This is a genomic window from Parapedobacter tibetensis (assembly GCF_024704835.1).
GTDB classification, from domain to species: domain Bacteria; phylum Bacteroidota; class Bacteroidia; order Sphingobacteriales; family Sphingobacteriaceae; genus Parapedobacter; species Parapedobacter tibetensis.
In genome coordinates this window covers 68,050-93,567 of record NZ_JAMXBE010000009.1, presented here as the reverse complement: position 1 = coordinate 93,567, position 25,518 = coordinate 68,050, and the positions used below count along the sequence as shown (strand labels likewise).

General features: G+C 49.6%; 15 protein-coding genes. 14 read left to right on the top strand and 1 reads right to left on the bottom strand.

Annotated elements, in window-relative coordinates:
* Nucleotides 1-15 precede the first annotated feature (15 nt).
* The 14 genes from NF543_RS15400 to NF543_RS15335 all read left to right on the top strand — a co-directional run bounded on the left by NF543_RS15400 (nucleotide 16) and on the right by NF543_RS15335 (nucleotide 23,809).
* Nucleotides 16-168 (top strand): hypothetical protein, encoded by a 153-nt coding sequence (locus tag NF543_RS15400; protein WP_257668888.1) that lies wholly within the window; start codon nucleotides 16-18, stop codon nucleotides 166-168.
* 26 nt (nucleotides 169-194) lie between these two features.
* The gene (locus NF543_RS15395; protein ID WP_257668889.1) at nucleotides 195-2,780 is read left to right on the top strand and encodes a glycoside hydrolase family 2 protein; all 2,586 of its coding nucleotides are present in this window, start codon (nucleotides 195-197) and stop codon (nucleotides 2,778-2,780) included.
* Nucleotides 2,781-2,805: 25 nt separating this feature from the next.
* A complete protein-coding gene (locus NF543_RS15390; RefSeq protein WP_257668890.1) occupies nucleotides 2,806-3,465 on the top strand; it encodes a sulfatase-like hydrolase/transferase in 660 nt (219 codons plus the stop codon).
* The gene (locus tag NF543_RS15385) at nucleotides 3,446-3,622 is read left to right on the top strand and encodes a hypothetical protein (protein WP_257668891.1); all 177 of its coding nucleotides are present in this window, start codon (nucleotides 3,446-3,448) and stop codon (nucleotides 3,620-3,622) included. The genes NF543_RS15390 and NF543_RS15385 overlap by 20 nt, the downstream gene beginning before the upstream one ends.
* 264 nt (nucleotides 3,623-3,886) lie before the next feature.
* Nucleotides 3,887-6,958, top strand: coding sequence for a SusC/RagA family TonB-linked outer membrane protein (locus tag NF543_RS15380; protein ID WP_257668892.1), 3,072 nt, complete (start codon nucleotides 3,887-3,889; stop codon nucleotides 6,956-6,958).
* 16 nt (nucleotides 6,959-6,974) lie between these two features.
* Complete coding sequence (locus NF543_RS15375) at nucleotides 6,975-8,669, top strand: RagB/SusD family nutrient uptake outer membrane protein (protein ID WP_257668893.1); 1,695 nt, start codon at nucleotides 6,975-6,977, stop codon at nucleotides 8,667-8,669.
* Between the two features lie 20 nt (nucleotides 8,670-8,689).
* Nucleotides 8,690-9,838, top strand: coding sequence for a hypothetical protein (locus NF543_RS15370; protein ID WP_257668894.1), 1,149 nt, complete (start codon nucleotides 8,690-8,692; stop codon nucleotides 9,836-9,838).
* Nucleotides 9,839-9,843: 5 nt separating this feature from the next.
* Nucleotides 9,844-11,637 carry an FAD-dependent oxidoreductase gene (locus NF543_RS15365; RefSeq protein ID WP_257668895.1) on the top strand — a complete coding sequence of 598 codons (1,794 nt, stop codon included), beginning with the start codon at nucleotides 9,844-9,846 and terminating at the stop codon, nucleotides 11,635-11,637.
* Nucleotides 11,638-11,643: 6 nt separating this feature from the next.
* Nucleotides 11,644-13,620, top strand: coding sequence for an early set domain-containing protein (locus NF543_RS15360; protein WP_257668896.1), 1,977 nt, complete (start codon nucleotides 11,644-11,646; stop codon nucleotides 13,618-13,620).
* A 174-nt stretch (nucleotides 13,621-13,794) separates the two neighbouring features.
* Nucleotides 13,795-13,983: a RagB/SusD family nutrient uptake outer membrane protein gene (locus NF543_RS25555; protein WP_373275011.1), complete on the top strand. Its 189-nt coding sequence runs from the start codon at nucleotides 13,795-13,797 to the stop codon at nucleotides 13,981-13,983.
* The gene (locus NF543_RS15350; RefSeq protein WP_257668898.1) at nucleotides 13,964-18,349 is read left to right on the top strand and encodes a glycoside hydrolase family 97 N-terminal domain-containing protein; all 4,386 of its coding nucleotides are present in this window, start codon (nucleotides 13,964-13,966) and stop codon (nucleotides 18,347-18,349) included. The genes NF543_RS25555 and NF543_RS15350 overlap by 20 nt, the downstream gene beginning before the upstream one ends.
* A gap of 171 nt (nucleotides 18,350-18,520) precedes the next feature.
* Nucleotides 18,521-19,672: a hypothetical protein gene (locus NF543_RS15345; RefSeq protein ID WP_257668899.1), complete on the top strand. Its 1,152-nt coding sequence runs from the start codon at nucleotides 18,521-18,523 to the stop codon at nucleotides 19,670-19,672.
* A gap of 85 nt (nucleotides 19,673-19,757) precedes the next feature.
* Nucleotides 19,758-22,058, top strand: a complete 2,301-nt coding sequence (locus NF543_RS15340) for an FAD-dependent oxidoreductase (protein ID WP_257668900.1) — start codon at nucleotides 19,758-19,760, stop codon at nucleotides 22,056-22,058.
* Between the two features lie 89 nt (nucleotides 22,059-22,147).
* Nucleotides 22,148-23,809, top strand: coding sequence for a sodium:solute symporter family protein (locus tag NF543_RS15335; RefSeq protein WP_257668901.1), 1,662 nt, complete (start codon nucleotides 22,148-22,150; stop codon nucleotides 23,807-23,809).
* On the opposite strand, the gene pgi is transcribed toward NF543_RS15335, so the two are convergent.
* Entirely contained in the window at nucleotides 23,784-25,430 is a 1,647-nt protein-coding gene (gene pgi, locus NF543_RS15330) for a glucose-6-phosphate isomerase (RefSeq protein ID WP_257668902.1), read from the bottom strand. The genes NF543_RS15335 and pgi overlap by 26 nt on opposite strands.
* Nucleotides 25,431-25,518: the final 88 nt, after the last annotated feature.

The window sequence follows — 25,518 nt, the reverse complement described above, 5'->3', positions numbered from 1 at the left end:
CACGGTTTCTTTTTATTGGCAGTATTAATACCCTCGCTCAAATTTACCATACCGGTTGATGGGGACAGAAAGGAGCTGCGATTCGAATTGGAAGTAGAAGATTTGGAGGGCAACAAAACGGCATCCGGACCGCTTTGGCTGGGTATGCAGACCAGTCAGGCAAAATAGAAGTGCAAAAATCAAAAGATAATAATATGAGGAGTGCTATATGCAAACAGATTTTTATAGCGTGGTCTTTTGTAGCAACCATAACCGCTGTTTATGCAGAAAATGAAGGAGCCGGGGCGGAACACCTATCACTAAATGGCCGTTGGGCGTTTCGGACTATCGAAACGTTGGCGGAGGCCGCTCCGCTCGCGCATCCCGATACAGTATGGTACACGAGCGGCTCTTTGACGGTTCCCGGTAATTGGGATACGGAAATGGAATATGCACAATACAAAGGATTAGGAATGTACCGCAGGGAAATCGCCGTGCCAGCATCTTGGAAGGGGGCGGTGGTGCGAGTACATTTCGAAGCGGTATACGAAACGGCATACATTTATATAAACGGCCATTATGTGGGTAGCCACAAAGGGGGATATACCCCCTTTGAATTTCGGGTTGAAGATTTGCTGAAAGCGGGCGAAAGCAATACGATCGCGGTGGTGGTCGACAATCGGTACAACAGGGGAGCTTGGTGGGCGTGGGGGGGGATTAGTCGAAACGTCGCTTTGGTCAAGTATGAAGACGTTCGAGTCAACCGATTACTGATAACCCCTCATGTGGACCTACAAACCAAAATGGCTGAGGTATATATGACGTATAGCGTTGAAAATATTGCGCGTAATGCCCGTGAGCTAACGGTGGAGATCAGCGTGTATGGGGATTCGGATTACCGCACTGCCGTTGCCGACACCGCCTACACGATATTCGTTGATACGGAGAAATCGGAAAAACAGGAGATATCCCTGAAATTGCCGGATACCATAAAGCTGTGGCATTTCGATCACCCGCATCTTTATGCGTGCGAGGTGGTCATCCACGAAAACGGTAGGACCTTGCATCGTAGACGTTCGACGTTGGGTTTCCGAACCATCGAAGTAAAAAACCAACAATTGCTCCTAAATGGCGAATCGGTTCGATTAGCTGGCTTTAATCGTGTCCATGATCATCGAGCCGTTGGAAATACCGAGCCCTTCTGGCTGATCAAACAGGATTTGGACCACATGAAGCGCCTCGGCTGTAACATGACACGCATGATGCATGCCCCCTTGTCCCCTGAATTGTTGGCTTATGCTGATAAAATAGGGATGCTCATCATTCAGGAAATACCGGTTTGGGGACGGGAGGACCCCCAGGCTTTTGAAAACAATCCATTAACAAAGCAATGGCTCAAGGAGATGATTGAACGGGACTATAACCACCCTTCGGTTATGGCCTGGAGCGTTTCCAACGAACTGGTATTAGATCTCAATGATTGGCAAAACATGCGGATGAGCAGGGAGCAATACAACTACATCAAATCGATGATGCGGTATGTAAGAGAACAACTCGATACGAGCCGGTTGGTGACCTATGTGAGCCTAACGGCGTTTAGGGAGGGCATCACACCGGATATGGAGCCTGCGGATGCCGCCGATATCGTATGCTTCAACAACTACGGCGATTTTGTACAGGCCGCCAAGCGCATTCACGACCGTTGGCCTGAGAAGGTGATCTTGTTGACGGAATTCGGACAGGGCCAAATCGGCCCTCAAGTTGACGATACATTACGCACGATCGTTTTGGATCGGTTTAATAAAATTGCTGAATTGCCATATGTTGCGGGCGCTTCGTTGTGGACTTACAACGATTACCGAAGTAACTATCACGGGACGCCGCTTGGAGGCGACCGCACGTGGGGGGTCGTTGACGTATGGCGAAGGCCCAAAAAAGCCGCCGATCAGATACAAGCGGCATTTGCCCCGATTGCGGGGTGGGATGTAGGATTGGAAGGAAAGAAGCGAACGCTGCCAGTCAGGATCCGTCCGAAGGGAGAAAACGCCATTCCTAATTACGTCATAAGGGGGTATCGACTTCATATCGCTTTACACGATAAGAACAATCAGATCCGTCACAAAGACTCGATTGGATTGCCTGATATTGCTCCGGGTGATGCGGTTGTGTCGCATGTATTTTCCTATCCGAAGAACGTGGAAGGTAAGTTCGCTTACGCATCGGTAAGACTGGTTAATCCAACGGGCCATACGGTGTACGAGCAAATCTTGTATGCTAAAAAACCTGAAAAACCGGAGGTCGTGTCTTCCTTGATGAGCGATACGGCTGTGAGGCTATTCGTCAATCCCCCCTTGCCCAAGACAACTATGTTTGTCGAACTCCATTCAGGGGATGCACTCAACACCCAAGCACATTGGATCGATATCCCCAGAAATGGGCTCGATTCCCAAAGCCAGGTGAATGTATACACGGTAAATGACGTAGGGAAAAGCAGTCCGTTAACGCTCGATATCACCTTTTCTGGTGCATTTTTGCCGCCGTTGATTAGGGCTGCAATGCAAGTAGACGACGGCATCGCAGTAGGGTATAGTGTACAATCAAAAGATAGTCATTACCGGATACAGTACCGGCCTATCGGGAGTACACGAGGTATCCGTGAAGTTGTTACGGAGCTCGAAGGTTCCGCTAAAATCAGGATAGGGAATCCAACCGGCTATGAGGTTAGGATCAGGGAAGAACTGAATGGCATGGAAAGCCAATGGTCGCCCTGGGAAAAGGTGAAAAGCAACAAGGTAGAATAAATACGATGGAAGCTTGGTGGCCACCATGATGATGGTATGGAGAGGGTATGGACAGCAGGTAACAAGGAAGGGTTTTCCCAATATTGTTATCATCAACATGGACGATCTGGGCTATGGAGATGTAGGCGCTTACGGTGCACAAGCTATTCCTACCCCCCACATGGATCGGCTTGCCCATGAAGGCATCCGTTTCACCAATGGATACGTCACCTCTTCGACCTGTACACCGAGCCGGTTTGCCCTGATGACAGGTATTTATCCCTGGCGCAATAAGGATGCAAAAATCCTTCCTGGTACGGCACCATTGCTGATCGATACGGCACAGCAGACCTTTCCCAAAGTATTGAAGCAGGCGGGCTACCATACCGGTATCGTTGGCAAAGGGCATTTGGGGTTGGGCACGGGGTATATCGACTGGAAGGGACGAATCCGGCCCAACGTGTCGGATGCGGTCGTATGCCAGATCGATTTGCTGGCTTCTTTGGCAAAACTGACCGGACAGCAGGTTGAAGGAACGGACAGTGAGGACTTTCTGGACACGTTTCTGGGAGAAAGTGAACAAGGCCGGGAGGCATTGGTGCTGGAGGGTGCCTCACGGACGATCTTAAGACAGGGGGGATTGGGTGATGATACCTCCCTATCCAGGTCCGGCTGTCGCCAAACAGGTGAACATCGAACTGGGTAACGCCCGAACTCATCAGCTGTATCACCTGGCTGAAGACCTTGGCGAACAAAACAACCCTGCGGAGGTGATGCCCGAGAAGTTGCAGGAAATGAAACGCAGATATGAGGAAATAAGAGGTGACGATGTGCGGGAAGTGGAGGGGTTGGAATTGCATTGACGCCAGTGTTTGAAGTGAAGTGTTAAGATGGGGTTTGCATGGATCGAGGCAAATGGAAAATTTATAGAACTCGTAGAGAAGAATACGATCAAACCAAACCAGCTTTGTTTTTGACCCGATAACATTTATGGGGTTAAAAATTAGCTAATTGCCTTTATTTTTTAATTTTTATTTGGTGCAAATGTAAGAATGAGCTATACTTGCATTGTGGTTTTAATACCAGACCAGACCATACCAATTGTTAGACTGTATAGAAATATGACCATGAGTAAACCATTCTTAATGTTATTATTATTCGGGACCATCTGGATGGGATCGGTGATTGCGCAGGAAAAGCGGGTCGTAAACGGTGTTGTTACAGATGCTTTTACAAGCCAGCCATTACCGGGGGTTACCATTTCCGCCTCAGATGGGAAACGGTTGGCGAAAACAGACGGAAGTGGCAAGTACCAGCTAGAAGTAGTAGGCGATACGCTAACTTTACACTTTTCTTTGGTTGGATATGAGCCGATTGACGCCGTGTTGAAAGCCGGGGAAACGAAGCTTTCCATTACCATGTCGGAAAAAGATGAGCTGTTGGACGAGGTGGTGGTAGTCGGGTACGGCACTCAGCGAGAGGTAAATGTAACCGGCTCGGTGGAGACCGTAAAGGGAGAAGACATAGCCCGGCAGCCAGTACTCAGGGCTTCTGCCGCACTCACGGGGGTAGTACCGGGTCTAACTGCCGTCCAGAGCTCGGGTCAGCCGGGAGCGGATGATTCCGATCTCACGATCCGGGGTATTGGCACAGTTGGTAAAGATAATACAAGCACCAGAAATAAAACCAATCCCTTGGTGTTGATCGACGGTATTCAGGGATCCATGGACGGAGTAAACCCTAGGGATATCGAAAGTATTAGCGTATTGAAAGATGCCTCTGCCGCGGCCATTTACGGTTCGCGCGCGGCAAACGGAGTGATTCTTGTGACCACCAAACGGGGAACTGCTGGGGGATTCAAGGTCAATTACAATGCGTACGGGGGTTGGCAAAAACCTACGGATCTTCCTGATTACCTCGATGGCTATGGTTACATGGTCAATTATAACCTAGCTCGGCAGAACATGGGGCAGGACCCATTGTATTCCCAGGAATACCTCGATGAATACCGTGCCGGGAAGGATACCGATCCCGATCATTATCCGGATACCGACTGGCTGGATGAAGTTTTCAGCGAAAGCGGTTTTCAGCAAAGTCATTATCTGAGCCTTACCGGAGGGACTGAAAAGATCAGGGTCTTGGGTTCCCTAGGCTATATGGATCAGAACGGAAATGTAAAAGCGTATGGAGCCAAACGTTACGAAACAAGGATCAATACTGATATCACTGTTTCAGAAAAAGTTGGCTTCAACCTCGACTTCAGCGCTCGCCGTTCCATTCAGGATCAGCCTTCTGCCGAACTGGCAAACGTTTTAAGGGCGGCTTATCGGACACCTTCCATTTTTGCCGCCCGTTATTCCGATGGATCCTGGGGGCCGGGTATGAGCGGAGGGAACGCGGTAGCCACGATCAATGATGGCGGATTTAACCAGACCCTACGGAATACTGCCAGAGGAGTGCTGAGGGCTTACTACAAACCTCTTGAGGGCCTGAAGCTGTCAGTAATGTACGCACCCGAGTACAGTGATAGCTATAGAAAGCATTTTACTCGACAGTACCAGGTTTTTAATTTTGACACCAAAGAGCTTGAGTACACGATACCTTCCATTAATTCCCTGCTGGAAAAAAACGATCGTGTTTTCTCTAATAATGTGAACGTCCTGGCAGAGTATGAAAGGAATTCCGGCGATCATTACGTAAAGGGTTTGATGGGCTATGAACTGATCACGAACCATACCAATTGGTTCGAGGCTTTTAGGGACAATTTCCCCCTCCAGGATTACCCGCAGTTGGAGGTTGGCTCAAAGGAAAATATGCAGAATGATGGGTCGGCCAGCGAATGGGGCCTACAGTCTTATTTCGCACGTCTCAATTATAATTACAAGGGTAGGTATTTGTTTGAAGCCAATGTGCGAAGGGACGGATCATCTAGGTTTGATGAGGGGAGAAAATACGGAACATTTCCTTCGTTTTCAGTGGGATGGAGGGTGTCCGAAGAGCCTTTTTTTGCTTCAGTAAGCTTTATTGACGATCTGAAGCTGCGGGGTTCCTGGGGAAGAATGGGTAACCAGAATATTGGAAACTATCCTTTTGCCTCTACAGTAGACCTAGGTAATGATTTTATCTTTGGCGGAAAGCCGGCAAGCGGAGCTGCCCAGACCCAGCTGGCTAACCGGGAGGTCAGCTGGGAAACTACCGAAACCAGCAATATAGGCATAGATATGTCCATGCTGTCTGGCAGGCTGAACATGAGCGCTGAATATTACGTCCGCAATACTTTTGACATTTTGCTGGAGCTTCCCATTCCATCTACCATTGGCCTGAATCCGCCTTTCCAGAATGCTGGCAAGGTACGAAATACGGGCTGGGACCTTTCGCTAGGATGGAAGGATAAGATCGGAGAATTCACCTACTCGGCCGATTTTAATGTCTCTGACGTGCGCAACAAAGTGATTGACTTAGTGGGAACGGGCCCTTATATTGATGGATTTAGTATTAATCGCGAAGGAGACCCGATCAATTCAATATATGGCTATCGGTCTGTGGGCTTTTTTCAGGATCAAGGAGAAGTTGAGCGCGCCCCCGTTCAGATCGGAGTCCTTGCGCCCGGAGATATCAGGTATGAAAACCAATTGACCATTGATGCCGATGGCGACGGAGTAGCAGATGCAGCCGATGAGCTCATCAATTCGGAAGACAGGGTGCTTATCGGTAATCCCTTTCCCCGATTTAGCTACGGATTCAGGCTATTTGCCGGGTTTAAAGGCTTTGATGTTTCGGCTTTCCTGCAGGGAGTAGGCAAAAGGGATGTGTTTCTGAGGGGAGATGCCGTGTGGGCCTTTCAGAATTTTGGAAATGTCCAGCAATGGCACCTCGATTACTGGACACCCGACAACCCCGACGCCGCGTATCCGAGGTTAGTGGCGACTACCAGCCATAATAATTTTGAGACCTCCGACTTCTGGGTCTGGGATGCCTCTTATCTGAGGCTGCGCAATCTTACGGTGGGCTATACGCTTCCCGGAAAGGTGCTGGACAATATATTCGCTGACCGGGTAAGGCTGTATTTTTCTGGCCAGAATTTGTTCACGTTCGACGACATGCCCACCGGCATAGACCCTGATGCTCCCAACGGAACTACCGGCGCAATGTACCCGGTCACTTCCACCTATACTTTTGGAATTGACTTTACTTTTTGACTCTAAAACTGAAAACATGAAAACGATATATAAGACATTAACCGCATTGATTGTTGCCGGGGTCTTTACTTCCTGTGAAAATGCGCTGGACAAACTTCCTCTTAACGCTCCTTCGGACCAGAATTTCTTTTCAAATCAGGCCGAGCTGGAGCTGGCTATCAACGGCGCCTATAGGGATCTGTATTGGATGACAGCAGGCTCTCCCTACCCTATGGTACTTGATAATACGACGGATCTAGGTTATTTGCGGACTGATTTCAGCGGTATGCAGGTTTTTTCCCAAGGAGCCCATACTCCTGAAACCAGCGGCTTTACCGAAACATGGGATAGAATGTACAGCGGGATTGGTAGATGCAATAACCTCCTAGTCAACATGGAACGGGCCAAAGAGGTCGTTGGCGAAGATTTTTACCGAAGGATACAAGCGGAAGCCAGCTTTTTAAGGGCGTGGTACTACTTCTGGTTAATCAGCCTTTATGGCGATGTTCCCTATACGACGGTTATCCCGGAGACCATTGAAGCGGGAAAGATCCCCCGGACGCCCAAGCAGCAGGTGGTGGATTCCCTGTTTAGTGATCTTGATTTCGCTGCTGGGATACTTCCAGAAAAATGGGGACAAGATGACGATGGCAGGGCAACCAAGGGGGCTGCGCTGGCGCTGAAGGCTAGGATAGCCCTGATAAGCCAGCGATACGAGGTGGCCGCGCAGACAGCAAAAGAAGTTATGGAATCAGGCGCCTATGAATTGTATCCCGATTACGGAGCGCTTTTTACTTATGCGGGCAAGCGTTCGGTAGAAGTGATTTTTGATATGCCTTTTTTGATCGGTGTTCAAACTTCTTTTGCACCCAGGGAGCAAGGGCCTCGGAATGGCCAGGGCTGGTGCAGGCTGGTGCCCTCCCAGTTCATTATCGATTCCTACGAGTGTGTGGATGGGTTACCCATCGACGAATCTCCGCTTTATGATCCGGCACGTCCGTTTGAGAATCGCGATCCGCGGCTGGATGCTTCCCTGATAAGACCCCAGAGTGTTTTTGCAGGCTACGTATATGAAACCCATCCCGACAGCTTAGTAACTACTCGCTACGTGGACGGGGTAGCTACTAGGGCAGCCAACCAAGATGTGACGAACCCTTTTGCATCATTTACCGGCTATCTCTGGAGAAAATACACCAGCGAGGCGGATATCCCGGTCAACATTACCAATTCAGAGCTTAATTTTATCTTTATGCGATACGCCGAGGTATTGCTGACCTACGCTGAAGCAAAAATTGAGCTCGGTGAGATCGATGCCTCCGTACTGGAGGCCATTAACCGGGTCAGGGCCAGGGCTTATGGAGTAGATGTAAGCGCTGTTTCGGACTACCCGGCTATTACGAGCACCGACCCGGCTGCGTTGAGGGAAGTGATCAGGCGTGAAAGAAAAATAGAACTGGCCGATGAAGGGTTCCGCCTGCTGGATATCAGGCGGTGGAAGATAGCGGAGCATGTAATGCCCGGAACATTCAGGGGAAGGCCCAGGGGCGACTGGTCTACTATTCCCGCTGCTCCGGAGATCAATGAGCATGGCCATCCTGTGTACGGAACTGCCGGCGACCTGTACCGCTCGGTTGACCAGCGTATCTTCAAACCAGCAAGGGATTATTTATGGCCTATCCCTCAGAAAGACATGGATGTGAACGATCAGTTGGAGCAGAACAGCGGTTACTAAGCGATAAAGGAATAAACACGATGCGGATTGTTAATTTGATGTTGGTCTGTGTATGGGGGGTCGTAGGTGTTTGCCGCGGCCAGGACAACGGATCCGTTCGGACAGCAGCGCTCCAACAACATGACCGCGCGCCGCACGGTCCGGTTGTATCTGATAGCATACGCAGTTTCGTCATCCGCGAAAACGATACCGTTGCTTATACACTGAAACTGGCGTATGATCAATCAGGGACGCCGCAATATTTTTTCCGCAACGTATATACCCCTGTCTGTTACACCAATGAATGCAAGCCGGTCTTTATCAATTTTTACTGGGATCTGCTAGGGAATTACATCCGGTACGATTTGCCGTCAGGGGAGGTATTGACCAAAGCCGACCACGAAGCATTTGAAGAAGATGATTACGATCAGTTGCAGGAGATATTGGCCAATCCGCATTCCCTCTTAAAGGATTTCGCGATGGAGGAGCTGGTCGATTCCAGTCAGCACAGGCTGTCAGATTCGGTAGATGCCGTTACAGGCGCAACGCTTAAGACCGTCAAAGCAGAAGTGATCGAAGGCGCAGTTTATACGTGCTATACACTTTGGCATATTGTGTATGGTGAAGTTAGGAATAAGATGGGGGAAATAACCGCTTCTTATGCGGATAACAAACTCCTCCACCGCTTTCTCGAAAGCAAGAACCACCATTATCAATACTGGGCAATGGAGCGGGTAATGGACACCGAGGGAAACCCAAGTGAACAATTCCATCCGGCCATTCTGCGGATGATCAGGGGGGATAATATTTTCAGTGCCAGGTACGCGCTGCAACACCTGTCGCCCGCCTTCTTTTACCCGGATAAGATGCAGGACTGGCTATGGGAGACCTACGGGTCTGCCAGCTACCCGTTGCAGATCGCTATTCTGGATAGGCTCGAAAGCCACCCCCTGAGTAAAAACCTCCAGGAACAGTTGTCAAAGCAATTGAGCGCATCCAACGAGGAGCAATTTGAGCGGATACTTGGACTGCTGGAGGCACAGCCAACGCTTCATGAACCGGCGCTTCAGGCGCTTGTGGCGGGTCTGAAAAGCCATGACCGGGAGCGCACCCGCGAAATATACCGTGTTTTGCAGGCTTTTGGGCCCGGAAACAAGGAGATGAGGAGAACGTTGAAACAAATAAAATAATCGAAATGAACCCAATTGTGAAAACCCTTCTGGTATTGTTTACCGTCTTTGTGGCAAGCCTCAATGCGCTGGCTCAACATGAACTATTGGTTGAAGCTGAATCTTTTGGTGAAAAGGGGGGCTGGGTAATCGACCAGCAGTCATTTGACGTGATGGGTTCGTCTTACCTGCTGGCGCATGGGATGGGCAGGCCGGTAAAAGACGCAGTCACCACCGTCCGGTTTGATAAAAAGGGGGAATATCATGTCTGGGTAAGGACCAAAGACTGGGCGCCCTTTCCCACAGGTCCTGGAAAATTCAAGTTAAGCCTCGATGGAGTCCCGCTGGAACCGGTGTTCGGGGAGAGTGGTTCGGATCAGTGGAAATGGTATTACGGAGGGGAAGTAGATGTAAAAAATAATCAGGCGAGCTTAATGTTAAAGGATCTGACAGGCTTTGACGGGCGCTGCGACGCCATCTTATTCAGCAGGTCTGCCACATTTACTCCTCCTGATGACCCGGAAGCGCTCGCTGCCCTACGCAGGAAACTGCTTTTCCTGACCGAGGGCCCCGCGGATGCCGGTCATTTCGATTTGGTGGTTGTGGGCGGGGGGATGGCAGGCACCTGCGCGGCTATTTCGGCTTCGCGGATGGGGCTAAAGGTAGCGCTGGTCCAGAACCGTCCGGTACTGGGCGGGAATAATAGTTCTGAGGTAAGGGTGCATCTGATGGGCGATACCGATAAGAACCACTATACCAAACTCGGTAGAATCGTCCGTGAGCTGGATAGTGGTGATCCGGGGAACGGAAACCCCGACGGCAGGGAATACGGTGACGAAAGGAAGCTCGCGATCGTGCACGATGAAAAAAACATATCCCTATTCTTGAATACGCACGTACACAAGGTGGAAAAGGAGGGGGATCGAATTGTTGCTGTAATCGGAAGGGATATCGGAACCAACCAAGAACTGCGTTTCCGGGGTAGTTTGTTCTCCGATTGCACGGGCGACGGGACCGTGGGTTTTCTAGCCGGAGCCGATTACCGCGAAGGAAGGGAAAGCAAGGCAGAAACTGGAGAGTCCTTCGCTCCTGAAAAGGCAGATGATTTTACCCTGGGAACCTCCAATCTATGGGCAGCACTGGAGCGCGATACAGCGTCTTCTTTTCCCGAGACGCCCTGGACCATCCAGTTTTCGGATGAATACCATATTGATGATCATAAAGCCGATTGGCAATGGGAAACAGGCTTTGGAAATATGAATACGATCACGGATGCTGAAAAGATCCGGGATCATAACCTACGGGCCATTTATGGCAATTGGTCCTACCTGAAGAACCGGAAACCTGAAAAATACAGGAACTGGGAGCTGGCTTGGGTTGCCTATATTGGCGGGAAAAGAGAATCAAGAAGGCTGATGGGCGATCATATCCTCACCCAGATGGACATCCAAGAAGGGAAGATGTATCCCGATGCGAGTGTCACCGCCACCTGGACCATTGATCTCCATTTTCCTGACGCTGAAAACACGAAATATTTTCCCGGCGAGGAATTTTTTGCTGCTACAAAACATATCCGCGTGAAGCCATACACGATTCCCTACCGCTGCTTGTATTCGCGCAACATATCCAATCTGTTCATGGCAGGAAGGAACATCAGCACCACACATGTGGCTTTTGGAAGTACCCGGGTGATGCGTACCTGTGGGATGATGGGTGAGGTCGTTGGTTTCGCTGCCTATTTATGTAAAAAGCACGGGACTGAGCCCCGGGGGATTTACCACGATCACCTGGACGAGTTCGTTGCTATTTTGAAAAACTGATTCGTAATGGACGCAAGCGAAAAATACAGAAACAGGACGACAAGAGTAGCCTCCAATGCAAGGGTTGTTTTAACACTGATCGGTTTATTCGTTAGTTGCAGTGCTGAAGCGCAGGAGAAAGCCGGAGGCGTAAAAAGTCGGCCGATCGTTAACCAGGCAGGCTATAATCTGCATGAGGCCAAACGTTTTATCTGCTACGGAGCGCCAGAGGGCGCCGCTTTCACCGTTATTGACGCCGAAGACTCTCTGAAAGCGGGCGTCCAGGCGCTTTACAAGGGAGTGATCAGGGATTTCGCGGGTGATTTTTCAGATTTCAACCCTTCGGGGTCCGGAAAGGAATACATGATCAGCGTAAAGGGACATGGACAGTCCTATCCTTTTGGCATATCGGAGCATCTGATGGAGAAACGATCGTCAAGGCTCGCCTATCAGTTTTTTATCGATGTGCGGGGAAGCGAGGATCCTGTTTTTCCTGACGAAAGCAAGATAGCCGGAGGAGGGCCTTCCCGCGACGGCGGGGCCTATACGCTGGAAACCGTATTCGAAGTGCTTTTGTATGCTTCCAATCCTTCGCTGTTCCAGCGCTGGCATGATGATTTCGGGAATAAAGAGGTGCCCGACCTGATCAGCCTGATGCTCTGGCATGCAGAATTCGCTTATCATCATAGAGACTACAACGGGCCAAGGGGGCATGGGTCTTACTTGATCGGTTATCCCGACTGGGACAAGCTGCAGACCTATGATTACCAGAATACGCTCGATCACCTGGCCGCGGCCTGCGCGGCCTACCATTCTTTCCTGAGGCCCTACCTCGACGAGGCAAAATATCGGCATTACCGGCAGGCCTGCCTCCAGAACTGGGAAGCCTACGACCGCGACAGGGTAGTACGCTACTACGTCAAAAGCGAAAAATGGGTCGACAAGGGCTGGCAGGAATTCAATGAAATGGGTAATGTGTTTGGGCAGGCTGTGTTTCGGAACTTGTTCATGTACCTTTGCGAAAAAGAAGAAGAGGACGGCCAGCCGGAGAAGTTTCTCGGCTATGCACAACAGGCGGCAGCGGATATTATTCAGAACTGGGATTTTGAGAATCCCCGGCATATGTGGTGGATCCGCAATGGGGAGCACATCACCCCGCAAGCGTTGGCCTTCTTCCTGATGGTGGCGCCCGAAGCTGCGCCCAAAGGCACGCTGGAAAAGCTCAAGGCCTGGGCGGCTCACATGAAAGCGCGTACCGGCAATTTCTGGCACTATCGCAAGCATTCAGCTGTAGAGTGGGCGCATCCCCAAACCAAAGAACTTGGTAATGCCGGGCTGGGCGGTTCGATGTTTGCCGCGGCCTATTTATTGGACGATCCTGAACTGCGGGCCATTGGATGGTCGCAGGTAAACCAGGTCTTCGGACTGAATCCGGCGGAGGCGCATTACAGCAACAAGAGCGAGGAGCGGGTAGCCATGAACGGTTACTGGGAGGGTATTGAAAGGGGCTGGCCATATGCTCACCCTAATGGAGCTGGGGAGCTGGGAAAGGTGCGGGGTACCTTGGACGGCACCCCGCTGGACAATATGTTTCCCTATCATCCGGAAGCAGGAATAGAGGGGGTGAGCAGTTTCTACGCTACCGAAGGCTGGGCAGTTAGCAACCGGGCTTGGATGAGTACGGTTATCTTCGCTACGCTTGACTCCCACGAGATCCGCTTCACGGATCAAAACGGGCAGCAGATCAAAACGGCCAATGGAAAGGAGAAGATAAGGGTGGAGTTAAAAGCAGCGCTGAACCTTGATCCCGATGAGCGAGAAACGGCTACAGTTGATCTTTACCTTGATGACGCTTTCAAAGGCTCTCTAGCACTACAGGAAACGGGCCCTGATACCGGCTTGTTTGAAGGTTTTGCGGAGGGAGATTTCCCGGAGGGCTCCAAGCTAGGGGTTTCCTACGGGTATCTGGGATTTGATAAAATAGCGGAATTAATCCTTAAATAGTAAAAGAAGATCAACTATGAATAAATTGCACCTTATTTTACTTTGTTTTTGCTGTTGGGCACCGATGGCGTACGGACAGCAGACCATCGGGGGGACAGTTACCGACCGTGATGGCGGGGCGCCGTTGCCGAACGTGACGGTGATCATCCCCGAAACCTCAAGAGGCATACCCAACTGGGCGGGCGAAACGGATTTTGGTGTCATCAGGTATGCCGATATCGTATTGATGTATGCGGAGCGAACATACAGAACGTACCCGAACTCAGGGCGAATTTCCAAGACTATAAAATATGGTATCCGATCCCAAGCCGGGAGATCGAACTCAATCCAAATTTAACGCAGAATGATGGGTATACAAACTAGGGTGTCACTGCTTGTTGCGTTACTTGCCTTTCAATTTGTAATGGCGCAAAATACGGTGGAAATATCCAGCCCTGATGGAAATCTGGGTGCCAATATCTTCATTTCGGATGATGGCCAACTTCAGTATACGTTGACTGCAGGAGCTACATCCGTCATTGAACCTGCCGCATTGGGTATCGCTTTCAATAAGATGACGGTGGGCACGCATGTCACCCGTATTGGTGAGGCGAACTACCAGCGAGCAACAGCTACCCTTTTTCATGAGAAAGTGATACAGGTTGTCGATAGCAGCACTACTTTTCAGTTGGTAGTACGAATGTTTAATGATGGTTTGGCATACCGGTATGTTTTGCCGGAAGACGACATGTGGCATATTGAGCGGGAACTATCCTCGTTTTGCCTGCCGGAAGGATCGAGGATATGGTTCTTTGAACGGGGAAACAACTATAAGCTGAAGAGTTATGCCGGTGAGTGGGTAAGCGCGGATATCGGGGAGATGCCCGGTATTTCGCCGGGCGGACCGGTGCAAGGCAAGCCGTTGGTAGCCCAGTTGCCGGACGGCAACTATGCGCTCATTACGGAAGCGGCCTTATACGATTACAGCGGTATGCGCCTGAACGCGCAGGCCAACCGTACATTTACTGTCGATTTTACAGAAGGGGCGGCGGGCTTTTCAACGGATCAACCAACAACGCCCTGGCGGGTGGTGCTGTGGGCCAATTCCTTGCAAACACTCGTCAATACCCAAACTATAAACCACCTCAATCCCCCTCCTGATGAATCCCTATTCGCGGATGTCTCCTATATCAAGCCTGGCCGTTCGGTATGGAGCTGGCTTACGAGAGATTCCGCTTATATGGAGCCGGAGAAGGAGCGCGAATTTATTGATCATGCTGCATTGCTGGACTTTGAATACACGTTGATTGATGAAGGCTGGGAGCGACTTTGGCCGGATAAATGGCGGCAGTTGCGGGAGCTGTGTGCCTATGCAAGGCAAAAGGAAGTGGGGGTCTGGATATGGAAGCACTCGGGGCAGCTGCGGGATCCGTTGGTCAGGGATCATTTTCTGGACAGCGTGGTACAGGCGGGTGCAGTTGGAGTGAAGACGGATTTTATGGATAGCGAAGCAAAGGAACTGGTGGATTTTGAGATTGATTTTCTGCGCGCCTGTGCAAAGCGGAAACTGATGGTCAATTTCCACGGCTGCCATGCGCCAACGGGAGAAAGCAAAACGTTTCCGAATGAGTTAACCAGAGAAGGCGTGAGGGGACTTGAACTGAATATCCATCCCGAAGGACCGATCACGGCGGCGCACAACGCAGCACTACCTTTTACCCGGTTTGTGATTGGCCATGGCGATTATACGCCGGGCCTTTTTAGTAAACCCGGCAATACCACCTGGGGGCATCAATTGGCAGACATGTACGTGTTTCATTCTCCGCTTTTTTGTTTGGCAGACAATCCCGCTTTCATTATCAATGATAAAAATCTTTCACAGGTTGTTCCGTGGCTCAAAGAATTACCGGTGGTATGGGACGAAACGCGGGTACTAGCCGGGAGTGAAATCGGGAAGCTCGCCATCATTGCCCGCAGGAAAGAAGAAACCTGGTATATCGCTGCCATTAACGGCGAAAACCAAGCTAAGCGCATCGATGTTGATCTGGGTTTTTTGGATAATGATGATGGGTATGCCGTCGAAATGTTTACTGACGAGAAGGGATTCGATAGAAGGTTAAAAAAGGAAGTGTTCCGGTCGGCCGACGCGCTGCCGGAAACGTTGGATTTGGCGCCCAATGGAGGAGTTGTATTGAGAATTGCGAAGCAGGTGCAGCCCACTGCTGACGATCAGGTTATTATCGAGAATGGATCAATCAAAGCGGTATGGAACAAGCAGGTTGATGGGTGGCATATCGAAGAGTTTTTGGTAAAATCAGATCAGGGGTGGGTGGCAGTAAATGGTGTAAACGGGGAGTATACCTTACTTTATTCCGAGCTGGCGCCCGATACTTCTGCTACCGAATTGTATCAGGACGGAAAAAGGATCGATTTTCCGGAATCCATCTATAAATATAATATACCGGTCTGGGAAGAGATAACGCGCCCCGTACAACTAAACACGGCTGGTGTACCCACCAATTTTTATCCCAGTAACGTGGAAGAAAAAGCGGGTGCACTTATTTTTAACTGGCAATCGGAAATTGCCACAATGCATACCTCATGGTCACTGGATCCAACCTTCCCTACCGATGTGATCGTAGAAATGACACTGGAAGCAAAGCAGTCCGGATACTTTTCCATGGCTTCCCCTACACTAAGTGAGGTTGACGAAAAGGAATTGTCGTGGGGCACCATTCCCGGTTTTTACCAAGGCGATGCATTGGAAAATGATTTTGTTAAAGCGTACGCCTATGGCCATGGGATTCCAGATAAGCCGGTGCTGGTGAGGGAGCGTACAGCCACCACATTGGCACCCATCATCAGTATGGAAAGTGGAATAAGTGTTGCCGCCGTGGCGGAACCGGGAACGGGCCGGGACCCCTGGAAATCGGATAAAAATACGCATGACGAATGGTTGCTTGGCCTGTCGCTAATGAACAGGAAAGGGCAGCTTTCGCCCACGCTTTACCATCCGGTATTGGGCGAGGAAAAATCCTGGCTTGAGGCTGGTGAACGTATTTCATGGAAGTTTCGCTTCTCGGTTCAACATGCGGATTGGTTTCAGGTTTACAAGCATGTTGTCAATGATGTTTACGGGTTTGATCATTTTTTATCACTGAAAGACCCCAAGGAATCGTTGACAGACCGGATCTTACATATGCGTAATTATTCTGTGGACGATGAAACTTCAAAATGGATGCTCAAGGAATATCAGGGTGATACATTAGGTGCTCAGGCTTATTTAGGTGGGGTTCTTGACTCCGATAAAGATGCGATGAAAAACTCGGACTACGGGGCTATGTGGATGTTGGCACAGATCATGGACGACCGGGTATTGAAACAAACACGACTGCCTTACGCACGGAATTTCAAACTTTTGCAGCAGCAAAATACAGATGGATTCTTTAAAGGGGCGGCCATTGGCCAATATTATTTGTATAAGTCGGGAAAGTTTACGGAAGAATGGGGCAACTATGTGGAGCCAATAGGGCTTACCTATTATGTGATGATGGATGCCGGTAACATGCTGTTGTTCGATCCGGATGACGAAGAGCTGAAGGCTGTTTTGCGAAATGGGGCAGAAAAGTTATTAGACTGGATGAGTGATGATGGACAGTGGCAGATTGCTTATGACCACGCCACGGAGGAGCCGTTGTTTACGGAATTGACCGACTTAAGGCCAACTTTTTATGGATTATTGGTGGCTTATCGAATGCTCGGCGACGAAAAATACCTGGATGCGGCCCGCAAAGGTGCGGATTGGTATATCCAACACGCTGTGGATAAAGGTCATTTTTTAGGCGTATGCGGAGACAACCGGTTTGTTCCTGATTTTGCTACCGTGCAAAGCGCCCAGGCCCTGCTTGATCTATACGAACTAACAGACGATGAGCGGTACCGTGATGCAGCGATTCGTGCAGCCAAGTTTTATACGCAGTCAATCTATACCCACCCGATACCGTCCGATAGCCTGAAAAATGTGGGTGGCAAAAAGCGGTACGATTGGCAGATTGCGCAAGCCGGCTTGAGTTTCGAGCATGGCGGGAGCATAGGGTCTGCCAATCGAAGTGGTCCGATTTTGCTGGCGAGCCACGCGGGGTTGTTTGTGAGAATGTACCAACTGACCAACGAGCCGATGTTCTTATCCATGGCAAGGGCTGCCGTATGGGGGCGGGATGCGTTTGTGGACGAAGAAACGCATGTGGCTTCTTACTATTGGCGGGCGATGGATAACGGACCGGGTTCCTTCCCACACCACGCCTGGTGGCAAATCGGATTGCTCACCGATTACCTGTTGTCAGAGATTGATTTGCGCTCAAATGGAGCTATTCATTTTCCTTCGGGATTCATCACGCCCAAAGTGGGGCCGCACAAAACTTACGGGTTTGCCCCGGGAACCGTGTTTGGCCAAGAAGCGGATCTGTATCTAAGAGACGGGGTGGTTAAGGGGAATAATCCAAGGATTGATTATATGTGCGCTTTGGCTGAAGGTAGCTTCTATGTGCTATTGCTGAACAATAGCACCGCTGAGCAAACGGTAACTATTGCTATTGATTCAGGACATTTTTTTGGACAGAACAGGCTACGGGAACCAACAATCGAGCTTTTGGATAATCAGGGGGTTATCGAAAAGCGATTTGCGGAGCAAAATGCGCTTGATATAGAAATCGCCGGATTCGGGCTGAAGATCATCAAGATAAACTTGTGAAACCATCATGATTTGCCAATCACACAGTGAAATGAATAAATCATGATAGCTTCATCACCTTTAAAAAACAAACCCCGCCAGCTGGCGGGCTCATGAGTACCACTGAAAATGAACACCAACGAATAATTATATACAGATGAAAAATCAATTGTATTAACTAATCAGATAACCATGAAAAGACGAACTTTTAGCGATTTAAAATGCAGAACAGCGCTTCGATTTTTTGTTATTGGAACACTATGGTCTTCGACGTTGGTGTCTTGCCAGGTTACTAATGAGAAACCTTTCGGCAATGAAGTGGAAGCCCATGCAGCAAACCAGGTGGAACATCAACCATTACTGGATAGTGGCTCGTGGTCCTTTGCTATTGGCTCGCGTATGACGATAGATCCGTCGGTGTTTCCCGCTGCCGACTCGGGGTTTTTCCCTGATGGCCATATTTCGGTGATGGATATCGATGGCGACTATTATGGGTTCTGGGGCAGACACCGTTCATTTAGAAGCATATCAGATACCCCGTTGCTGCAAAACCACGCAGGGTCGTTCAATCCACCGAACCATGTATTGGGAGGAGGCGCGCCAAATGAAGGGCCTTCAAACGGTTTCAATGATGGCGGAATGTGGCTGATCGGGATTAGGGAGTTGACAGACGGTCGGTTGGCGGGATTTTTCCACGCGGAATCGCATTGGTACCCGCGCTCTGAAATGGGCTGGCAAGCGTATAAATCTATAGGGGTTACCTATTCCAGCAATAACGGATTATCTTGGGGGACCCCTCAATTATTACTAAGCCATAATCAACCGAAAGGAACGGAACCGAAGTGGTCTGGTCTTGGAGATGGATGTGTCATTTATAATCATCTCAATGACAAGTATTACTGTTTTTACACACCGGCCACCGGGGTTACCGCTATCTGTATGGCGTCTTCATCCGATCCGAACGGCAACGTGGGTTCGTGGCAAAAATGGTATAACGGCGCTTTTTCCGAACCCGGAATTGGAGGTCTGCAAACCGCTATCTCCCCACTATCGGCAAATCCGGGGGCCAACCCTTCCGTGCACTGGAATGACTACCTCGAAAAATTTGTCATGGTATGGCACGGATGGGATGGAAAGCTCTATATCGCTGCCAGCGATGATTGTGAAATTTGGGAGCAACCGAGATTATTGCTGGAAGATGGGGTAAAGGCATGGTATCCCAATACTGTGGGGTATACAAGCACGACGGGAGGACAGTCCGTTACACTGTATTACGGGTATGATTTTCAGGAAGACGGGCGGCGAACGATGGCCTACCGAACACTTTCATTTCAAAAGGATTAACAGGCAAATGATTAAAGAACGGTACGGATGAGGCCAGATGAAACCTGCCATTGAATACACATACACTCATAATAATTAGTTACGAATGAAACACAAAGAAGGATTTGTTGACGAAGGACGAAAAAAAAAGACAGTTACTTACTATGCCGACCTCATCATCACCGGCGGTGGCCTCTCCGGCGTATGCGCCGCCATTACGGCGGCACGACAAGGACTGAAAGTGATTTTAGTACAGGATCGCCCAGTGCTGGGCGGCAATGCCTCCAGCGAAGTGCGGCTGTGGGTGTTGGGGGCTACTTCGCACATGGGCAACAACAACCGGTGGAGTCGGGAAGGGGGCGTGATCGATGAATTGCTTGTAGAGAATACATACCAAAACCCAGAAGGTAACCCCATTATCTTTGACATGATTTTACTGGATTGGGTGAACCGCGAGCCGAATATTATCCTGCTGCTCAATACAGCCGTATATGAAGTGGAAAAAGATGGAGCCGACAGCATCAGCGGATTGAAGGCCTTCTGCAGCCAGAACTCAACGGAATATCATTTGGGGGCGCCTTTGTTCTGCGACGCCTCCGGTGATGGCATCGTAGGCTTCCTCGCAGGCGCGGCCTTCCGCATGGGGGCAGAAAGCAGCGAAGAGTTAGATGAAGCCATGGCGCCGGATGCCGACTATGGCGAACTGCTGGGGCATTCGTTATATTTCTACAGCAAGGACACCGGAAAACCTGTGCAGTTTACAGCTCCATCGTTTGCCTTGGATGTGAGCAAGGAAATTCCCCGCTTTCGCAATTTCAAAGCCAACGAATATGGTTGCCAGCTGTGGTGGGTGGAGCATGGGGGGCGCCTGGATACGGTGCATGATACCGAGCAAATCAAATGGGAGCTCTGGCGCGTGGTATACGGCATTTGGGACTACATCAAAAATTCCGGTAAATTCCCGGAAGCGGAGACGATGACACTAGAATGGGTGGGCATGATTCCCGGCAAGCGGGAAAGTCGACGTTTTGAAGGCGATTTTATGCTTTCCCAGCGTGACCTCATCGAACAACGGACATACCCTGATGCAGTAGCTTATGGCGGATGGTCTATTGACCTGCACCCGGCCGATGGGGTGTTCAGCGAGCGGCAACCCTGCAATCAATGGCACAGCAAGGGAGTGTTCCATATCCCGTACCGTTGCCTTTACAGCCGCAACATCAGTAACCTGTTTCTCGCCGGGCGCATCATCAGCGTGAGTCATGTGGCGTTCGGTGCCACGCGTGTGATGGCAACCAGCGCGTATACCGGACAGGCCGTGGCCATGGCGGCGAAGGTTTGCAAGGATAAGGCGTTGCTGCCTCGCGATATTTTCGAGAGGGGTCATATTGACTTGCTACAACGCGAACTGATGAAAAATGGACAGCATATCCCCGGTGTGGTACTGCATGATGCAGACGACCTTGTACAACAGGCGCAATTAACGGCGTCAAGCCAATTGGCCTTTTCGGCTTTCGATAGCGCGAACCTGATTTGGAAGCCGCTCGAAATTGCTGCCGCGCAGTTGATTCCGCTGGACCAAGGGCGGGCGCCTGTTTTTTCACTGCCCATACGCACGGCCGAAGATACGGAAGTGGAAGTGCAATTGCGTACGAGCAGCAGACGGGGTGGGTTTACACCGGATACTACCCTTGGGACCAATCGCCTTTCCCTCACCGCGGGTATACATGAAATTGCATTGGATTTCGGGGCCGAGCTTACGGAAGCCCAATATGTGTTTCTGACATTCCTGAAAAACCCGCTTATACAGCTTCCCTACACCGGGCAACGCATCACCGGCTTGCTTTCCGTGTATAACGGGGTCAATAAAAAAGTATCCAACAATGGCCAGCAACGGCCACCGGCAGACGCTGGTGTGGATGAATTTGAATTCTGGTGCCCGCAGCGGCGGCCGGAAGGTCATAATATTGCGGTTAAGCTTTCAGAACCCATCCGGTTGTTTGGGGCAGAAAATCTACGCAATGGGGTTGATAGGCCAGTTTCACAACCAAATGCTTGGGTGGCCGACTCAAGGGATGCCAACCCATCCTTATGTTTGGAATGGAATAAAGCCCAAACCATTGGCTGTATCGATCTCTGTTTTGATACTGATTTTGACCATGCCATGGAATCGGTGCTAATGACCCATCCGGAGCGGGTGATGCCTTTCTGTGTCCGAAGCTATCGGATTGAAGACGCAGCAGGTCGGGTGGTTTACCAGAAAAAAAACAACTACCAAACCCGTAATTCCGTTACGTTTGAGCAACCGTTGGTAACGGATAAGTTGATCGTTTATGTGGAGCACCCATCGGAAAATATACCTGCGGCCGTGTTTGCAATGAGATGCTACGCGTTACGCCGTAGGTAAATTCGCTGATGCGCAGATTCGCAAATAAACGAATGGCGAATAGGCAAATAAATGAATAAGCAAATAAACAAATAAGCAAATTCACAAAAATGACCACACTCGACTATTGGATGATTATTGGCTTTTCGGTGCTTGTTGTGGGGGCAGGCTTGGCACTGAGTGAGAAGAAAGGGACTATGAAATCCTTTTTTGCGGCGGGAGGTGCCGTTCCTTGGTGGCTAAGCGGGTTATCGCTGTTTATGAGTTTTTTTTCCGCAGGCACCTTTGTGGTATGGGGGTCAATAGCTTATGAATATGGTTTTGTATCCATTATGATCCAATGGGGTATGTGCCTTGCCGGTTTCCTTATTGGGTTTTTCATTGCTCCTAAGTGGCGAAAAACCGGAGTGCTGACCGCCGGTGAGTACATTCGGAAGCGATTTGGGAAAAGGGTGCAGGCGCTATATGTTTATCTATTCCTGTTGCTGGCGATTGCTTACACAGGCGCTTTCCTATATCCCGTTGCTCGGCTGGTAAATGTATCCACTGGTTTTTCTTTGGAATACGCTATCATCATCATTGGGTTGATGATAATCTTGTATACCGCAGCTGGCGGGCTCTGGGCGGTCATTGTCACGGATGTGCTGCAATTTGTTATCCTCACAGCGGCGGTCATCATCGTTGTTCCTTTAGCCTTGGATTTGGTGGGTGGGGTTTCCGGTTTGCTGGATCAGGCACCGGACAATTATTTCGAACCGTTCGCTGGCGAGTATACCCCTTGGTTTTTGTTGGCTTTTGCATTTTATAACATGGTCTTCATTGGCGGCAATTGGTCCTATGTTCAACGCTACACCAGCGTTGATTCCCCAAAAAGTGCAAGAAAAGTAGGGTATCTTTTCGGTATACTCTATTTATTCAGTCCGGTCTTTTGGATGATCCCTCCCATGGTACTGCGCATAATGGGCGGCACCCTCTCTGGCTTGGAAAACGAGGGAGCTTATTTCCTGATGTGTCAGAAAGTATTACCCGCGGGTATGTTGGGTTTAATGCTGGCGGGTATGATATTCGCTACAGCAAGTGCGGTAAATACCACCTTAAATATGTCGGCTGCGGTGTTTACAAATGATATTTTCAGAAAAATCTACCCTCACGCTACAGACCGAATATTGATGCGCGTTGCTCGGGCGTCCACGGTTGTGCTGGGTCTCATTACCATAGTCACGGCATTGCTTGTTCCCGGTGCGGGGGGGATTGTTGAAGTGGTTTTAAGTGTAGGGGCGCTTACGGGAGTTCCCTTATACGGCCCCCCCATATGGGCCTTGTTTTCCAAACGGCAGACCGCGTTTTCCATTTATTTTGTCACACTGGCTAGCTTGGCAGTCAACCTGTTTTTCAAGTTTTTGTCGCCATCGGTATTGAGGTTTGGTCTTGATCGGACACAGGAAATGGTGCTGGGCGTGTTGTTACCCGTTGGTCTTCTGGCTTTATTTGAGGTGATCTATGCTTGGAAGAAGCCTCAATCCATGGTTGTTCAAGCTCTTCCCGTTGATTCACCAGCCACTGAAAGCGCAGCTGTGGAGAATAGGCAGTCTGCCTTACAGAATAAGCGGGCATTGCGAGTAATCGCTTATGCCTTGCTCCTTACAGGAGTGACCATGCTGGGTCTGGGTGTGATGGCCACAACTGGCCGTACGATAATGATTAGTATTGCGTTACTGCTTTTAGCTTTTGTGGGGTATCTTTTCGTTATCGCCAAGCCTTATACCGATTGATGAGCCCATTCGTAGAAGAATCATGTGATGAAACCTCATTAACTTCCCGCAGTTCGGGCAGGATTTTTCCCGCGAGTTGCTTGCCTAACTCCACACCCCATTGGTCGAAGCTAAAGATATTCCAGATGATGCCCTGCACGAAAATCTTGTGTTCATAAAGCGCGATAAGCGACCCCAAGGTGAATGGCGTGATTTTCTTCACTAAGAACGAATTGCTTGGGCGGTTACCTTCAAATACTTTAAAGGGTTTGAGTTTTTCGATTTCCGTTTGCGCTTTCCCGTTTGCTTCCAATTCATTGGCCACTTCCGTTTCACTTTTGCCATTCATTAATGCTTCAGTCTGGGCAAAGAAATTGGAGAGTAACAACGTATGGTGTTCGTCGATGGGATTGTGGCTTTGCACTGGAGCGATGAAATCGGTAGGGATCAATTTGGTCCCCTGATGGATCAATTGATAAAATGCATGCTGCCCGTTGGTGCCCGGCTCACCCCAGATAATAGGACCGGTCTGATACGTTGTACGGTTGCCATTGCGATCGACGTATTTGCCGTTGCTTTCCATGTCACCTTGTTGAAAATAGGCTGCGAAACGATGCATATACTGATCGTACGGTAAGATGGCATGGGTTTCGGCATCGAAGAAATTATTATACCAGATGCCTAATAGGGCCATAATCACGGGAATATTCTCTTCAAACGGTGTAGTGCTGAAATGGTCGTCGGTAACATAAGCGCCTTTGAGTAATTCTTCAAAATTATCATAGCCGATACTCAGTACGATGGATAATCCGATGGCACTCCATAACGAATAGCGGCCCCCAACCCAATCCCAAAATTCGAACATGTTTTGCGTATCGATGCCAAACGCTGCCACGGCTTTGCTATTGGTAGATAAGGCTACAAAATGCTTAGCAACAGCTATTTGGGGTGCACCACTATCCAATAGCCATTGTCTTGCTGTATGTGCATTGGCCATGGTCTCCTGGGTGGTGAACGTTTTTGAGGCTATAAGGAAGAGGGTGGTTTCAGGGTTAATGCCGTTGAGCGTTTCGGCAATATGTGTACCATCTACATTCGATACAAAGTGTGAATTGAGATGGGTTTTGTAAGGTTTGAGTGCCTCGGTCACCATCACCGGCCCAAGATCGGAACCACCGATGCCGATATTTACCACATCGGTAATGGGCTTGCCCGTATAACCCTTCCATTCCCCACTGATTATTTTTTCCGAAAATGCCTGCATTTTGGCCAACACCGCTTTCACCTCGGGCATCACATCTTTCCCATCAACGAGCATGGGATCGCCACTTGAGTTGCGGAGAGCGGTATGTAACACAGCGCGGTTTTCGGTTTCATTAATAGCGTCGCCGGCAAACATGGCTTTGATGGCTTCATCAAGCTTGCATTCGCGAGCCAATTGTAGGAGCAAAGCCTTGGTGGTATCGTCAATACGATTTTTGGAATAATCGAAAAGGATATCCCCAAAACTAATGGAAAATTTATCGAACCGTGCAGCATCTGCCTTAAACAAATCCTTAAGATGTTTAGGAGCGATGTCTACATAATGGTTGCTGAGGTACTTGTACGCTTGGGTTTCTGTGAAGTTAATCCGGGGTAGCATAATTGTTTTTTTTGCGAATTTAAGCTTTTTAAGGCTAAGTGGCAATTGCCTAATTTTTTTCCTTTCTCCTTCTTTGCGTTCAAAGAAA

What these genes read in the sequence shown, in the direction of transcription:
- NF543_RS15345 (WP_257668899.1), top strand. Translation starts at nt 18,521, where the DNA reads ATGAAAAGACGAACTTTTAGCGATTTAAAATGCAGAACAGCGCTTCGA.
- NF543_RS15370 (WP_257668894.1), top strand. Translation starts at nt 8,690, where the DNA reads ATGCGGATTGTTAATTTGATGTTGGTCTGTGTATGGGGGGTCGTAGGT.
- NF543_RS15365 (WP_257668895.1), top strand. Translation starts at nt 9,844, where the DNA reads ATGAACCCAATTGTGAAAACCCTTCTGGTATTGTTTACCGTCTTTGTG.
- NF543_RS15375 (WP_257668893.1), top strand. Translation starts at nt 6,975, where the DNA reads ATGAAAACGATATATAAGACATTAACCGCATTGATTGTTGCCGGGGTC.
- pgi (WP_257668902.1), bottom strand. Translation starts at nt 25,430, where the DNA reads ATGCTACCCCGGATTAACTTCACAGAAACCCAAGCGTACAAGTACCTC.
- NF543_RS15380 (WP_257668892.1), top strand. Translation starts at nt 3,887, where the DNA reads ATGAGTAAACCATTCTTAATGTTATTATTATTCGGGACCATCTGGATG.
- NF543_RS15335 (WP_257668901.1), top strand. Translation starts at nt 22,148, where the DNA reads ATGACCACACTCGACTATTGGATGATTATTGGCTTTTCGGTGCTTGTT.
- NF543_RS15340 (WP_257668900.1), top strand. Translation starts at nt 19,758, where the DNA reads ATGAAACACAAAGAAGGATTTGTTGACGAAGGACGAAAAAAAAAGACA.
- NF543_RS15350 (WP_257668898.1), top strand. Translation starts at nt 13,964, where the DNA reads ATGATGGGTATACAAACTAGGGTGTCACTGCTTGTTGCGTTACTTGCC.
- NF543_RS15360 (WP_257668896.1), top strand. Translation starts at nt 11,644, where the DNA reads ATGGACGCAAGCGAAAAATACAGAAACAGGACGACAAGAGTAGCCTCC.
- NF543_RS15390 (WP_257668890.1), top strand. Translation starts at nt 2,806, where the DNA reads ATGATGATGGTATGGAGAGGGTATGGACAGCAGGTAACAAGGAAGGGT.
- NF543_RS15395 (WP_257668889.1), top strand. Translation starts at nt 195, where the DNA reads ATGAGGAGTGCTATATGCAAACAGATTTTTATAGCGTGGTCTTTTGTA.